Here is a 14,356-nt window from a genome sequence, read left to right as displayed (position 1 = left end):
AAGGCTAGCGGCGGGCACTGACACTCGGTGCCGGTCCGGCCTCCGGGCCGGAAGAAGCACAGGTCAGCACGGGTGGTGTGATCGATCACTCCGGATGCTGACGATGCGTCACTCCACCACGTGCCGCCCTTCGGGCCGCGCACTGCACGACGCCCGGAACGCGCAGTGTGCACAGTGTTGTCCCGTACTGGGTGCGAACCGTTCGTCGAGGACCTTGCCCGCCGCGGTGGCGAGCAGGTCGCCGACCCACTCCCCCTCGGGGCCGTCCAGGGGCTGTTGTCCCTGCACCTTGGGCAGGGTCTCGCCGCCGTCGCGCTTGGCGGCGCCCTGACGCAGCTGGACGAGTTCGGCGCCGCCCGGCTCGGGGCGCGCGCCGTCGAAGGCGTCGTCGACGGCGCCCTCGCGGACGGCGAGCTGGTAGACGGCGAGCTGCGGGTGCCGGGCCACCTCGGCCGCGCTGGGGGCCTGCTTGCCGGTCTTGAAGTCGACCACGTAGGCGCGTCCGTCGCCGTCGGCCTCGACGCGGTCCATCTGGCCGCGGATGCGCACCTCGAAGTCCCCTGCCTCCAGGGTCACGTCGAAGTCGTGCTCGCTCGCCACCGGGGTACGGCCCGCGCGGTCCATCACGTGCCACTGCAGGAAGCGTTCGAGCGCCACGCGCGCGTTGCCCTTCTCCTGAGCCGACTTCCACGGCGCGTCGAAGGCCAGCGCGTTCCACACGGAGTCGAGGCGCTCCATGAGGACGTCGAGGTCGGCCGGGGTGTGGCCGGAGGCGACCTCGTCGGCGAGGACGTGCACGACGTTGCCGAAGCCCTGGGCGACGGTGGCGGGCGCGTCGGCCTTCACCTCGCGACCCAGGAACCACTGGAGGGCGCAGGTGTTGGCGAGCTGGTCGAGGGCACTGCCCGAGAGCACGACGGGCTGGTCCCGGTTGCGCAGCGGCACCTTGGACTCGGTCGGCTCGAACATGCCCCACCAGCGGTACGGGTGGGCGGCGGGGACCAGCGGGCGGCCGTCCTCGTCGGCGAGCGCCGCCAGCCTGGCCAGCCGGCGCGCGGCGGCCTCCCTGAGGGCGTCGGAGGCGCGCGGGTCGACCGTCGTCGCCCTCAGTTCCGCGACGAGCGCGGCGACGGACAGTGGGCGGCGGGGGCGGCCCGTGACGTCCCTCGGTTCCACGCCGAGTTCGGTCAGGAAGCGGGAGGGCTGGTCGCCGTCGTCGGCCGCGCCCTTCACCGCTGTGACGACCAGGCGCTCACGCGCGCGTGTGGCGGCGACGTAGAACAGACGGCGCTCCTCCGCGAGCAGCGCCCCCGGGGTGAGCGGCTCGGCGAGTCCGTCGCGGCCGATGCGGTCGGCCTCCAGGAGGGAGCCGCGGCGGCGCAGGTCCGGCCACAGGCCCTCCTGGACGCCCGCGACGACGACCAGGCGCCATTCGAGGCCCTTGGAGCGGTGCGCGGTCATCAGGCGTACGGCGTCGGGGCGTACGGCACGCCGCGTGAGGGTGTCGGCGGCGATGTCCTCGGCGTCGATCTCCTCCAGGAAGTTCAGCGCACCGCGACCGCCGGTGCGCTCCTCCGCGCGGGCGGCTGTCGCGAACAGTGCGCACATGGCGTCCAGGTCACGGTCGGCGTTGCGACCGGCGGCGCCGCCGCGTCGGGCGGTGCGCTCCAGGCGCGCGGGCCACGGCGCGCCCTCCCACAGGTCCCACAGCGCCTCCTCGGCCGTACCGCCGCCCGCGAGGCGTTCACGGGCCCTGCGGAGCAGTGCGCCGAGCCGCTGGGCGCCACGCGCGTACGTGGGGTCGTGCACCGCCAGCCGCTCCGGCTCGGCCAGCGCCCGCGCGAGCAGGTCGTCCGAGGGCGGCGGCAGGGCGTTGCCCGCGGCCCGCTCCTCCTCGCGCAGAGCACGGCCGAGCCGGCGGAGGTCGGCGGCGTCCATCCCGGCGAGCGGGGAGGCGAGCAGGGTGAGGGCGGTCTCGGTGTCGAGCCAGCAGGCGTCCGGGGCGGGCTCTTCGGGGGCGTGTGCAGCGGAGCCGCCCGCTTCCGTCACCTCTTCGGGAGCCTGTGCCGCGGAGCCGCCCGCTTCCGTCACCTCTTCGGGAGCCTGTGCCGCGGAGCCGCCCGCGTCCGCCGCATCGCCGGCCGACGCCACAGAGCCGGCGTCCCCCTCACCGTCGGAGGCTGCATCCGTCGCGGCATCAGCATCGTCGCCGCCGCCGCCACGCGGGGCCGCCTCCGCCCTGGCCACCGCCCGCAACGCCGTCAACAGCGGTGCCACCGCGGGCTCGTGCCGCAACGGCAGGTCGTCGCCGTCGATGTCCAGGGGCACCCCCGCGGCCGTGAGCGCCCGGCGCACCGTCGGGATGGTGCGCGACCCCGCGCGCACCAGTACTGCCATCTCGCCCCAGGGCACGCCGTCCTCAAGGTGGGCGCGGCGCAGAATGTCGGCGATGTTGTCCAGCTCGGTGCCGGGCGTCGGGTAGGTGAAGACCTCGACGCGGCCGCCCTCGCGGACCGGGGTGAGTTCGCGGTGGGCGCGTACCTTCTCCGCCGGGAGGCGGGTCAGGGGCATGCGCTGGGTCAGCAGCCGGGTCGCGGCCAGCAGGCCGGCGCCGGAGCGGCGGGAGGTGCGCAGGACCTCGACGGGCGCGGGGTGGCCGTCCGCGTGCGGGAAGGCGTGCGGGAAGTCCAGGATGCCGTTCACGTCGGCCCCCCGGAACGTGTAGATCGACTGGTCGGGGTCGCCGAACGCGACCAGGCTGCGGCCGTCGCCGGCGAGCGCGTGCAGCAGCCGTACCTGCGCCGGATCGGTGTCCTGGTACTCGTCGACGTACACGGCGTCGTACTGCGCGGACAGTCGTGCCGCGGTCTCGGGGCGGCGGGCGAGGAGCACCGCGCGGTGGACCAGTTCGGCGTAGTCGAGCACGCCCTGCATGTCGAGCACGTCCAGGTACTCGGCGAGGAAGGCTGCCGCGGCGCGCCAGTCGGGGCGGCCGATGCGGCGGGCGAAGGCGTCCAGGGCGTCGGGCGCGAGGCCCAGCTCGCGGCTGCGGGCGAGGACCGCGCGGACCTCGTCGGCGAAGCCACGGGTGGTCAGGCAGGCGCGCAGGTCGTCCGGCCAGCGCACATGGGCGAGTCCGAGCCGCTCCAGGTCGGGCTGGCCCGCGAGCAGCCCTCGTACGGTCACGTCCTGCTCGGGGCCGGACAGCAGCCGCAGCGGTTCCGTGAACAGGTCGCTGTCCTGGTGGGCGCGGACGAGGGCGTAGCAGAACGAGTGGAAGGTGGTCGCCTGCGGCGCCCGTGCCGCCCCTATGCGCAGCGCCATACGGTCCCGCAGTTCGACGGCGGCCTTGCGGCTGAACGTCAACACCAGGATGCGCTCGGGGTCCCCGCCACGGGCGATGCGCGCCGCCACCGACTCGACGAGCGTGGTGGTCTTGCCGGTGCCCGGACCTGCGAGGACGAGCATCGGGCCGATGTCGTGGTCAACCACGGCGCGCTGTGCGGCGTCAAGACGAGGGGGAGCCACGCGGACCGCAGGGGTACGTACCAGCCGGTAAGCGCCGCGGGTCCCCTGTCGCACCTGGGGGTGCGACAGGCGCCTGGTGGAGAAAGAGGAGCTCACGTGGTTCGCCGGTCCTGGTGGGAGTGCAGGTTGTCACTGCCGGCGCGAAGCGCCGTCGTCGGGGGCTGGTGGTCGGGTGCCGGGTGGGCCGCCCCGCGCGTGTGCAGGGCGGTGACTGCGGGGTGAGGGGGACACGCGCAGCCGACGCTACGCCGCGGGATGGTGCGGAAGCAGGGCTTCCGATTCATCCCTCAGGCCACTCGTGTCACGTGTGTCCCTCGCCTCACGAACGTACGTCATGTCACGGACGTGCCCTGTTTCCCCCTTACGGATCACGGCTCACACGGCGGGCGCCGCGATGTCGGAAGCTGTCAGGTGTGACCCTGTGCGCGTTCGCCGCCGTCCCACCGCGCCCGCTTCATGTCCAGGCGCGGCACGTGGCCCTCGGCGGCCCTGCTCGCCTCCTTGAGGGGAGTGCCCTCCGCGCGGTACTGCTCCAGGGCTCTGAGCTCGTGGCCGGGCAGCAGGACACCGTCCGAGCGGACCACGCGCCACCAGGGCACCGCTCCCCCATAGAGGGCCATCACCCGGCCGACCTGCCGGGGACCGCCCTCTTCCAGCCATTCGGCGACGTCTCCGTACGTCATGACTCGCCCCGGCGGGATCAGCTCGCTGACCTCGAGGACCCGCTCGGCGTACTCCGGCAGCTCACCGGCGTGCTCCGGGCCGGCATCGGTGTACTCCGGACGGGCGTCGTCTTGGGCCGGGCGGGCGTCGTCCGGAAGGCTCTCCTCGCTCATCCGCCCCATCCTGCCGCACGGCACCGACAATGTGACTCGCTCGCCACTGTGCGTATCCCTCGCCCTGCGGCGGCGCTTCGGGCAGACTGTGCGCCCCCGCATTTGCACCCTGATGCCCCCGTGTGTCGGTGGAGCATGCCACCATCGTGCGGGCGGTGACTGGTGATACGAGATCAAGAAGAGACGATGAAGCAGCAGGGTGTGCACCCGGAGGACGCGGAGAGCACCTCTGACGCTTCGTCGCGCCCCGACACCGCGAACGCCGGCAAGAAGGACGCCGCCGGCAGCGACGAAGACAAGAAGCGCGAGACAGGCAAGGGCACCGACCCAGGCGACGCCGGCCGCAAGGCCGTCGAAGGGAAGGCCGCCGACGACCTGGAACTCGACGAGGTGCACGCCGACGAGGTCGAGGGCGACGAACCGCTTCTCCCCGCGCGCGTGCACCGTCCCTCGGACCTGATGCGGCTCCTGGTGGGCCTGCTCGGCATCGCGTTGCTCCTCGCGATCGCGGCGTTCGCACATGGCACGACCTCGGGACTCGAGCAGGACATCAACAAGGGCACCGGACAGGCGCCCGACGTCTTCAGCAAGATGGCCGGGCTGGTCTCCAGCATCGCGATCCTGCTGGTGCCGGTCGCCTTCGCGATCGAGCGGCTGATCAAGCGGGACGGGCTGCGCATCGCCGACGGCGTCCTTGCCGCGGTCCTCGCCCACGGAGTGACACTCGCCACGGACCTGTGGGTCGCGCGGGCCGCCCCGGACTCCATCCGGGACGCCCTCACCCAGCCCTCGCCCGGCGACGTCGGCTCCCTCACCGACCCGGTGCACGGTTATCTCGCCCCGGTCATCGCGTACATGACGGCCGTGGGCATGTCCCGCAGACCCCGCTGGCGTGCGGTGCTGTGGGCCGTCCTGGTCCTGTACGCCTTCTCCATGCTGGTCACCGGCTACACCACGCCGTTCTCGATCCTCCTGACGCTGCTGATCGGCTGGACCGTCGCCTACGGCACGCTGTACGCGGTCGGCTCCCCCAACGTCCGCCCCACCGGCCGGACGCTCATGGCGGGCCTCAGGCACGTCGGCTTCCGTCCGGTGAGCGCGGCCCGCGAGGAGCTCTCCGAGACCCAGGAGACCACCGACCGCGGCCGGCGCTACTTCGTCACCCTGGAGGACGGCCCGCCGCTGGACGTGACGGTCGTCGACCGGGAGCAGCAGGCCCAGGGCTTCTTCTATCGCGCGTGGCGCAATCTGACGCTGCGCGGCTTCGCCACCCGCAGCAGCCTCCAGTCGCTGCGCCAGGCCCTGGAGCAGGAGGCCCTGCTCGCCTACGCGGCCATCGCGGCCGGTGCGAACGCCCCCAAGCTGATCGCCACCTCCGAGCTCGGCCCGGACGCCGTGATGCTGGTCTACGAGCACACCGGCGGGCACACCCTGGACTCGCTGTCGGACGAAGAGATCACCGACGACCTGCTGCAGGGCACCTGGCGCCAGGTCAAGGCGTTGCAGTCACGGCGGATCGCGCATCGCAGGCTCGTCGGCGACGCGATTCTGGTGGATCGTTCCGGCAAAGTGATCATCACAGATCTGCGGATCGGTGAGATCGCGACGAACACTCTGCTGCTGCGGATGGACATCTCCCAGCTGCTGGTCACGCTCGGCCTGCGCGTCGGCGCCGAGCGCGCGGTGTCCTCGGCGGTGAGCGTGCTCGGCCCCGACGCCGTCGCCGACTGTCTGCCGATGCTCCAGCCCATCGCGCTGAGCCGCTCCACGCGCGCGACGCTGCGCCGGCTCGCCCGTGAGCGGGCGCAGCGTGAGCGCGAGGCGGTGCTGGAGGCATCCCGACAGGCCAAGCTGGCCCGTAACGAGGAGGCCGCGGGCGACAGCGAGGTCGTACTCGACAAGCCGGACGCGAAGCTCGACAAGCCGGACAAGAAGACCGTGCGGGCGGAGGCGCGGGCCGAGAAGCGGGCCATCGACGACGCCGTGGAGGAGGCGCGCGAGGAGGATCTCCTCACGCAGATCCGGCACGAGGTGCTGCGCATCAGGCCGCAGGCTCCGGTCGAGCCGGCCCGCCTGGAGCGGGTGCGTCCGCGCACACTGATCAGCGTCATCGCCGGTGCCATCGGCGCGTACTTCCTGCTGACGCAGCTCACGCACATCGAGTTCGGCCCGCTCGTCGCCAACGCCCAGTGGGGCTGGGTGGCCGCGGCGGTGCTGTTCTCGGCGGCCAGCTACTTCGCGGCGGCCATGGCGCTGCTGGGGTTCGTGCCCGAGCGGGTGCCGTTCCGGCGGACCGTTGCGGCGCAGGTCGCCGGGTCGTTCGTGAAGATCGTCGCGCCGGCCGCGGTCGGCGGCGTCGCCCTGAACACACGCTTCCTCCAGCGCGCGGGAGTGCGGCCGGGGCTCGCGGTGGCGAGTGTCGGCGCCTCGCAGCTGTTCGGGCTCGGCTGCCACATCCTGATGCTGCTGTCCTTCGGCTATCTGACCGGTACCGAGAAGACGCCGTCGCTGTCACCGTCCCGGACCGTCATCGCCGGTCTGCTGACGGTGGCGGTGCTGGTGCTCGTGGTGACCTCGGTGCCGTTCCTGCGGAAGTTCGTCGTCACGCGCGTGAGGTCGCTCTTCGCGGGTGTCGTGCCGCGCATGCTCGACGTGCTCCAGCGGCCGCAGAAGCTGGTCACCGGCATCGGCGGCATGCTGCTGCTGACGGCCTGCTTCGTGATGTGCCTGGACGCTTCGATCCGGGCGTTCGGCAGCGAGGGAACCTCGCTCAGCATCGCCAGCGTCGCGGTCGTCTTCCTCGCGGGCAACGCGCTCGGCTCCGCCGCCCCGACCCCGGGCGGTGTGGGCGCGGTGGAGGCGACCCTGACCGTCGGTCTGATCGCTGTGGGCCTGCCCAGCGAGGTCGCCGCGCCCGCGGTGCTGCTGTTCCGTCTGCTGACCCTGTGGCTGCCGGTCCTGCCGGGCTGGCTGGCCTTCAACCACCTGAGCCGTAAGGGCGCGCTGTAGCGCGAGAGGGGCGCGGACGAGTCCGCGCAGGCCGGGCACGGCGGCGGGAGATGCCCTGGGGGCTTGCCGTACGAGGACCCGGTCGCCGTACGTTGTAAGGGCCCGGAAGGTGAGGCGCCGCCGTACCTCGTACGGCCCGTGCCCCGAGCGCCCCACCGCGTACGACCTCAGGATGGGACCATGCCGAAGCCTCCCCGGATGCGCGCCGCTGCCCTGACCGCCACCGCTCTGCTGCTCTCCTCCCTGCTGGCCGGTTGCAGCGACGACGACTCCGGGAACGACGTGGACCTGACGGCTCAGGAGCTGGACTGGAAGGCCTGCCCGGCCCCCGACCAGGCGCAGGGCGGCGGAGGCAGTCCGTCCCCGCTGCCGGCCGACGGCACCTGGGAGTGCGCCACGATGAAGGCGCCCCGTGACTGGGACGACCCCGAGGGCGACACGATCGGCATCGATCTGATCCGGGTGAAGTCCAGCGGCGCCGAGAACCGGCGCATCGGCTCGCTGATCTTCAACTTCGGCGGGCCCGGCGGCTCCGGAGTGAGCACGCTGCCCGCCTTCGGCGACCTGTACGAGAAGCTGCGCACCCGCTACGACCTGGTGAGCTTCGACCCACGCGGGGTCGGCCGCAGCGCGCCGGTGCTGTGCGAGGACGACCAGCAGCTCGACGCCTACTTCCAGCAGGACACCACACCGGACGACACGGCCGAGAAGACCGAACTCGTGGACAGCACCAAGAGGTTCAACGCGGCCTGCGAGAAGAACTCCGGGGAGATGCTGCCGCACGTGGCCACCACCGAGGCGGCACGCGACATGGACCTGATGCGCCAGGTACTCGGCGACGACAAACTGCACTACTTCGGCATCTCCTACGGCACCGAACTCGGCGGCGTCTACGCCCATCTGTTCCCCAAGAAGGTGGGCCGCGCGGTCTTCGACGCGGTGGTCGACCCGACGCAGAACGCCGAGCAGGGGACGCTCGGGCAGGCCGAGGGCTTCCAGCTCGCGCTCGACAACTTCGCCGCGGACTGCACCTCCCAGGTCGAGGACTGCCCGATCGGGGACACCGCCCAGGACGTGAAGGACCGCATCGCGAAGCTGTTGAAGGACCTCGACAGGAAGCCGATCGAGGGGATCTTCCCGCGCCGGCTGACCGAGTCGGCCGCGACCAACGGCATCCTCCAGGCGCTGTACTCGAAGGACTTCTGGCCCTATCTCACCCAGGGTCTCGAAGAGGCGTACGACGGCAACGGCATGACCCTGATGCTGCTGTCCGACTCGCTGAACGGGCGCAGCGACAACGGCGAGTACAGCAACATCACCGCCGCCAACATCTCGATCAACTGCGCCGACGACAAACCGCGGTACACGCCCGAGTACGTGGAGGGGAAGCTGCCCGCGTTCCGGTCCGCCTCGCCCCTGTTCGGTGAGCCCCTCGCCTGGTCCATGCTCAGCTGCACCGACTGGGCGGTGGAAGGGGCCGCCGAGCATCCCGACGTCAGCGCGCCCGGTTCGGCGCCGATCCTCGTCGTGGGCAACACGGGCGACCCGGCGACGCCGTACGAGGGCGCGCAGAAGATGGCGCAGGCGCTCGGCAAGGGCGTCGGTGTCGAGCTGACGTACAAGGGGCAGGGGCACGGCGCCTACGACAGCAAGAACAAGTGCGTGCAGGACGCGGTGAACGGCTATCTGCTGGACGGGAGGGTCCCGAAGGCCGGCACGGTGTGCTCCTGAGACCGGCCCAACCCGTACGACAGCGAGCGCCAACCCGTACGACAGCGAGGCCCGATCCGCACGACCGCGAGCTTCAACCCGTCCGACGGCGAGCCACAATCCTCACGAATCCGCAGGTCAGAGAGTTATCCACAGGCTGCGACGGCCAGTTCGTGATCCGCCTACTATGGCCTGACCGCCATCCGCGGCACAGCGCGGACGGCCTGCGAGGGGGGAAGCGACATGACGCGTTTCGTACGGTGGGCGGCCGTGGCTGCCGCCTCCGCGCTCTTGGCGACGGGGTGCAGCGGCAGCTCGTCCGACGGCGCGCAGACCGGTGACAGAACGAGCGACGCGGATTCATCGGCGCCCTCCACCGGCTCGTCCGCAACCGCGTTGCCCTCCTCACTGACCTCGCAGAAGCTCGACTGGGGCGGCTGCAAGGCGACCGGGGACTCCCCCGCGCCCGGCGACGAGTGGCAGTGCGCGACGCTGAGGACACCGCTGGACTGGGCGAAGCCTGAAGGCAGGACGATCGACGTCGCCCTGATCCGAACCAAGGCCACGGGCAACAACCGCATCGGCTCGCTCCTGTTCAACTTCGGCGGCCCCGGCAGCTCGGGGGTTTCCACGATGCCGTGGTACGCCGACAGCGCCTCCGAACTGGGCAAGCGCTACGACCTGGTGAGCTTCGACCCGCGCGGGGTCGGCGCCAGCGAGGGCGTGCGCTGCCGTAGCGACAAGGAGATCCAGGCCTCCGAGTCGGTGGACATCACACCGGACACCCCGGCCGAGGAGACGGCGTACTTCCAGGACGCCGTCGCGTTCGGCAAGGGCTGCCGGAAGGCCGAGGGGCAGCTGATGGCACATGTGTCGACCACAGACACCGCCCGCGACATGGACCTGATCCGCCAGGTCCTCGGCGACAGGAAGATGCACTACTTCGGTATCTCCTACGGCACCGAACTGGGCGGCGTCTACGCCCACTTGTTCCCCGGCACCGTCGGACGGATGATCCTGGACGCGGTCGTCGACCCGAGCGCCGACTCCGAGGGGCACACCGAGAACCAGGCCAGGGGCTTCCAGCGCGCGCTGAACAACTACCTGAAGTCCACCGGCCAGGGCGCGGAAGCCGGCACCCAGAAGATCGTGGACCTGCTGAAGCGGATCGACGCGAACCCGATGCCGACGTCCTCCGACCGCAAGCTCACGGAGTCGCTCGCGCTCACCGGCATCATCAGGCCGCTGTACAGCGAGGCGAGCTGGCCGACCCTGACCAGCGCCCTGGAGGCGGCCGAACGGGGCGACGGCTCGGAACTGCTGGCGCTCGGCGACGACTACAACGACCGCGACGCGTCGGGCCGCTACGGCACGGGGACCCACTCGCAACGGGTCATATCGTGCCTGGACGACAAGCAGCGGCCGACGGTCGAGGAAACGAAGAAGCTGCTGCCGCGGTTCGAGAAGGTCTCGCCGGTGTTCGGTCCCATGCTCGGCTGGGACACGGGCGGCTGGTGCCACGACTGGCCGGTGGCCGGCCAGTACGACACCCCGGAGGTCAGCGCACCGGGTGCGGCGCCGATCCTGCTGGTCGGCAACACGGGCGACCCGGCGACGCCCTACGAGGGCACCCGCAGGATGGCCGACGAACTCGGCAAGGGCGTCGGTGTGATGCTCACCTGGAAGGGCGAGGGCCACTCCGCGTACGGCAAGGGCAGCGGCTGCGTCGACTCCACGGTGAACGCGTATCTGCTCAAGGGGACGGTACCGAAGGACGGCAAGGTCTGTTCATGACGACGGCGGGGGCTCCGAGCACCCATGGTGCGCGAAGCCCCCGCCGCTGGAGCGGTGCTCGCCTTGCGGGCGAGGCGGTCCGCTCGTGAAGAAGGAGCCCCTGCGAGGCACGTCCAGCGCAGGGCGCCGCCGCCGAACAACAAGAGAAGCACCCATGCGGCGGGGCGCTCCTCTTGCTTGTCCACTCAGGAACCAGGGAAGCGCTGCTGTTCGTGCGCAGATGGGGCCGCTTGTCGCGTCATGACGACGTAGCGGCCCTCTCGGGTGCGGCCGGTGTCGATGACGACGCCACGGACCGCCTGGGTCGGCTGAAGCCGCTTGAGGCGGTTCGAGAGCACTATGCCGGTGGTCGGCCAGCCCTTGGGCACGGGGCACAAGTCGTTTGGTGCGGCAGGGCCGTCGCTCTCGCAATCGCGCTTGATCGTGTGATCAGCGGGGCCGTCTCTCAACGCACTCACCGCCCGGTGAGCAACTCCTCTCCTGGAGCGCGACCGCGGTCTCTTCATCAGCGGCCTCGACCTCCACCATGGCTAGTGCGGTGACCGCATAGACACCTCAGGCACGTAACTCGTCAAGCCAGGGCGGTCGTTGTTCGAGTGTGCGTCGGTAGTTGTCGGCGTACATGCTGCTGTGCTCAGGCGCGTACACATGAACGCGCTCACGAAGGACAGCGTGTCGCAGCTTGAGCAACGGGGGTCGGCGGTCGACGCTTTGGATGTGCGGTCGCTGGCCGGATGACCGGCATCAGGAGGTTGGTGGGCATGCTTGTTCTGGGGCGTTCGCACGTCGAGGCCCTGCTCGATGTGGACTCGCTGATCGATGCCCTGGCCCCGGCGATGGCAGACCTCAGTGCGGGCCGTGCCTCGGTACCCGACCGCGTCGCCGCTCTGGTGCCCGAACGCGACGGGTTCCTGGCGGCCATGCCGGGCTTTTTGCCGTCGGCCGGGGTGCTCATGACCAAGCTGGTGTCACTCTTCCCCCACAACGACGGGGCACGGCTGCCTACCCATCAGGCGCTGATCGTGGCGTTCGATCCCGATACTGGCGAGCCCGCTGCGCTGCTGGACGGTACCGCCATCACCGCAGCGCGGACCGGCGCCTGCTCCGCGCTGTCGGTGCGACTGCTGGCCCGCGCGGACGCGACGGTGCTGGCAGTCCTGGGCACAGGCGTGCAGGCCCGGTCCCACGCCCGCGCGATCTGCCGGGTCCGCGCAGTCAGGCAGATCCGCGTGGCCGGCCGGGATCCGGCGAAAGCTGCTGCTCTGGCCGAGGAACTCTCAGCCGTAGTGGAGGCCGAAGTCCAGGCTGTGTCCAACTACGCCGAGGCGCTTGATGGCGCGGACATCGCCGCCGCGACCACACACGCCGTCGAACCTGTGATCCGCCGTTCCTGGCTGACACCCGGGGTGCACATCACGTCCGTGGGGTACAACCCGGTTGGTCGCGAGATCGACGACGCCACGGTCGCCGAGGCGCTCGTATGCGTTGAATCGCGACAGGCCGCGCTTGCCCCGCCCCCGACGGGCAGCAACGACCTGCTCATGCCGATCCGCGACGGCCTCATCACAGCCGATCACGTGCACGCCGAGCTGGGCGAACTCATCGGCGGCAGCAAACCGGGACGCACCGCGCCGGACCAGATCACCCTCTACAAGTCGGTCGGCGTGGCTGTACAGGACGCCGCGGCCACAGCCCTGATCGTCGCCGCTGCCCGCGAGCAGTCAATCGGCCAGGAGATCACGCTGCGGTGATACCCATTCATGGTCCCTGCGAAGCTGGTAGCCCCCAGCGTCGCTGCGCACGCAAATAGAGGCAGGGTTCTGGGCCAGGCAGCCATGATCTTGCCCCTTCTCGTACCACCCCTCTCCTCCAGGGTGGCCACACCCCTCGGCGTGCGCCACCGGGCCCAAGATGTTTTCCCCAGAGGTCACTCAACGATCAGGCAACGCGAGCGAGCAAGGACGCCACTCCGGGCAGAGCGGGACGCCTGGCCCGGCTGGCCCCAGAAACACGTCAAGGCCCCGACCGCCGAGCCCTTCACCATCCCAGGGCTCGAACGTTCTCGGGTGACGAGACGTCACGGTCATGATGACGGGCGTGCGTTGTCGGTTTCACGGCGTTGGTGAAACGAGACGCGGCCTCGGATGACCAAGGTGTCCGAAGCCGTTGCTCACAACCGATCCAGCAGATCGTGCGCCGCCGCGTCCTGGCCACCGGCGAGGCACACCCCCGAGCGGGTCTACGCCCTCACTGATCTGACGAGGCACCAAGCCCCCCTCCCCGCTCAGCGAACACATCCGCGAGCACTGGGGCGCGAAAGCCCTACACCACCTGCGCGAGGTGACCCTACGCGGCCCTCGCGCTCGTCGGCTGACGCAACCACGCCTACCGCGATCGATCACTACCGGTCACATCCCGACCACGCACTCGACCTGATCAAGCCGGCACCGTGAGAAGGCTCGCGCCCTGCTGGAGCAGCTGACGTTGTCTCAGCGCACCGCCGTGGCCGAGACCATCGGCAAGGCCCTCGGACAGCGGCACCATCGGAGTCAGCGGCCGATACGGGGGCGATCTGTGGCTACGGGGCAAGGCGATGAGGTCATGGCGCGTCGCACTGGCCGGTCGCAGGTAGTTCGAGACGCCAGAGGCCCGTAAGCGATTGTTCGAAGCATGGCGCCGTGCTTGAGCGGTCAACTAGGAAGCCTCAGTTGCGGGCCCGTGGGCCATGTGTGGGCCAACGCAATGGGAAATCGACCTAGTTGATGTATCGAGCAGGTCGGGATGCGGAGAGGCCGTGACAGCGCGACGCTCTTGAAAACCGTCATGTGGCTGGCCACTTGTGCGCAAGCCCGCCAGCCGCGCAGCACGATGAGCTGCTCCCCCTTGCTGTTACCCCTGCGACTGGTCGCCCGCACGCACCGCTGCCCGTAGCGCCGACGGTCGTTTGGTGGAAGAGGCGAAGGGGCTTCGACCTCCCCAGGTACGTCGGCCCTTCCCCGTGAGGCACCGTCCCGGCTACCCGGAAGTTCCACGCGCATGCCCGGCCCGCCTCGCCTTCACGGCGGCCGCCAGGTGCTCCTGAAGCGCTGTGGGGATCTGCTGCCCTGAGGCGCCCTGCGTGATGGCCTGGGCGGCCTGCCGCAGCTTCACGTTGGAGTTCTGGGAGAGATCGACGAATTTCTTCCACGCATCGTCCGGCGCGTGCTGAAGCTGGTCGCGCTCCTGCAACAGTGCCGCCCTTTCGCGGGGTGGCGGGATCGTCTTTTTCTGTGCCTGTTGCCGAGCTGGGATTCTGCTCGGGGGGCGTCCCCGCGGATTCAGCGTGATCGCGCCAAACCTGCGGCTGGGGAGGCCGCATATACGCGGTCTACCTGGGCTTCTGCCTGGCACAGATCGTACTGGCGGGGCCGTCTGTGGGCCGTCCGGGGGTGACCAGCGTCGACAGGTCATGACAGCCATCGACGGCTGAAGGCCGGCAA

The 14,356-nt window shown here is 70.7% G+C and carries 7 protein-coding genes and 1 pseudogene; 4 read left to right on the top strand and 4 right to left on the bottom strand.

The features are described from left to right. Positions 1-108: 108 nt before the first annotated feature. Positions 109-3,624, bottom strand: coding sequence for an ATP-dependent helicase (locus tag PGH47_RS28085; RefSeq protein WP_271665709.1), 3,516 nt, complete (start codon positions 3,622-3,624; stop codon positions 109-111). A gap of 311 nt (positions 3,625-3,935) precedes the next feature. Then, the gene (locus tag PGH47_RS28080; RefSeq protein ID WP_271665708.1) at positions 3,936-4,364 is read right to left on the bottom strand and encodes an MGMT family protein; all 429 of its coding nucleotides are present in this window, start codon (positions 4,362-4,364) and stop codon (positions 3,936-3,938) included. A gap of 186 nt (positions 4,365-4,550) precedes the next feature. Between PGH47_RS28080 and PGH47_RS28075 the strand changes: the two genes are divergently transcribed. The 3 genes from PGH47_RS28075 (at position 4,551) to PGH47_RS28065 (ending at position 10,877) form a co-directional block, all read left to right on the top strand. Continuing rightward, the gene (locus PGH47_RS28075; RefSeq protein ID WP_271665707.1) at positions 4,551-7,373 is read left to right on the top strand and encodes a lysylphosphatidylglycerol synthase domain-containing protein; all 2,823 of its coding nucleotides are present in this window, start codon (positions 4,551-4,553) and stop codon (positions 7,371-7,373) included. A 180-nt stretch (positions 7,374-7,553) separates the two neighbouring features. Then, positions 7,554-9,104, top strand: coding sequence for an alpha/beta hydrolase (locus PGH47_RS28070; RefSeq protein WP_271665706.1), 1,551 nt, complete (start codon positions 7,554-7,556; stop codon positions 9,102-9,104). A 222-nt stretch (positions 9,105-9,326) separates the two neighbouring features. After that, positions 9,327-10,877, top strand: a complete 1,551-nt coding sequence (locus PGH47_RS28065) for an alpha/beta hydrolase (protein ID WP_271665705.1) — start codon at positions 9,327-9,329, stop codon at positions 10,875-10,877. Between the two features lie 185 nt (positions 10,878-11,062). Here the strand turns inward: PGH47_RS28065 and PGH47_RS28060 are convergent. Further along, a pseudogene (locus PGH47_RS28060) lies at positions 11,063-11,257 on the bottom strand (ATP-binding protein); the annotation flags it as partial. Positions 11,258-11,638: 381 nt separating this feature from the next. Between PGH47_RS28060 and PGH47_RS28055 the strand changes: the two are divergent. After that, entirely contained in the window at positions 11,639-12,628 is a 990-nt protein-coding gene (locus PGH47_RS28055; RefSeq protein WP_271665704.1) for an ornithine cyclodeaminase family protein, read from the top strand. Positions 12,629-13,892: 1,264 nt separating this feature from the next. Here the strand turns inward: PGH47_RS28055 and PGH47_RS28050 are convergent. Beyond that, on the bottom strand, positions 13,893-14,105 hold the full coding sequence (locus PGH47_RS28050; RefSeq protein ID WP_271665703.1) for a hypothetical protein: 213 nt from the start codon (positions 14,103-14,105) through the stop codon (positions 13,893-13,895). Between the last annotated feature and the right edge of the window lie 251 nt (positions 14,106-14,356).

This window comes from Streptomyces sp. HUAS 31 (assembly GCF_028198125.1).
Taxonomy (GTDB): Bacteria; Actinomycetota; Actinomycetes; order Streptomycetales; family Streptomycetaceae; genus Streptomyces; species Streptomyces chartreusis.
The sequence above is the reverse complement of the archived record's forward strand: the minus strand, read 5'-3'. Positions and strand labels throughout refer to the sequence as shown.

What these genes read in the sequence shown, in the direction of transcription:
- PGH47_RS28080 (WP_271665708.1), bottom strand. Translation starts at nt 4,364, where the DNA reads ATGAGCGAGGAGAGCCTTCCGGACGACGCCCGCCCGGCCCAAGACGAC.
- PGH47_RS28075 (WP_271665707.1), top strand. Translation starts at nt 4,551, where the DNA reads ATGAAGCAGCAGGGTGTGCACCCGGAGGACGCGGAGAGCACCTCTGAC.
- PGH47_RS28070 (WP_271665706.1), top strand. Translation starts at nt 7,554, where the DNA reads ATGCCGAAGCCTCCCCGGATGCGCGCCGCTGCCCTGACCGCCACCGCT.
- PGH47_RS28065 (WP_271665705.1), top strand. Translation starts at nt 9,327, where the DNA reads ATGACGCGTTTCGTACGGTGGGCGGCCGTGGCTGCCGCCTCCGCGCTC.
- PGH47_RS28055 (WP_271665704.1), top strand. Translation starts at nt 11,639, where the DNA reads ATGCTTGTTCTGGGGCGTTCGCACGTCGAGGCCCTGCTCGATGTGGAC.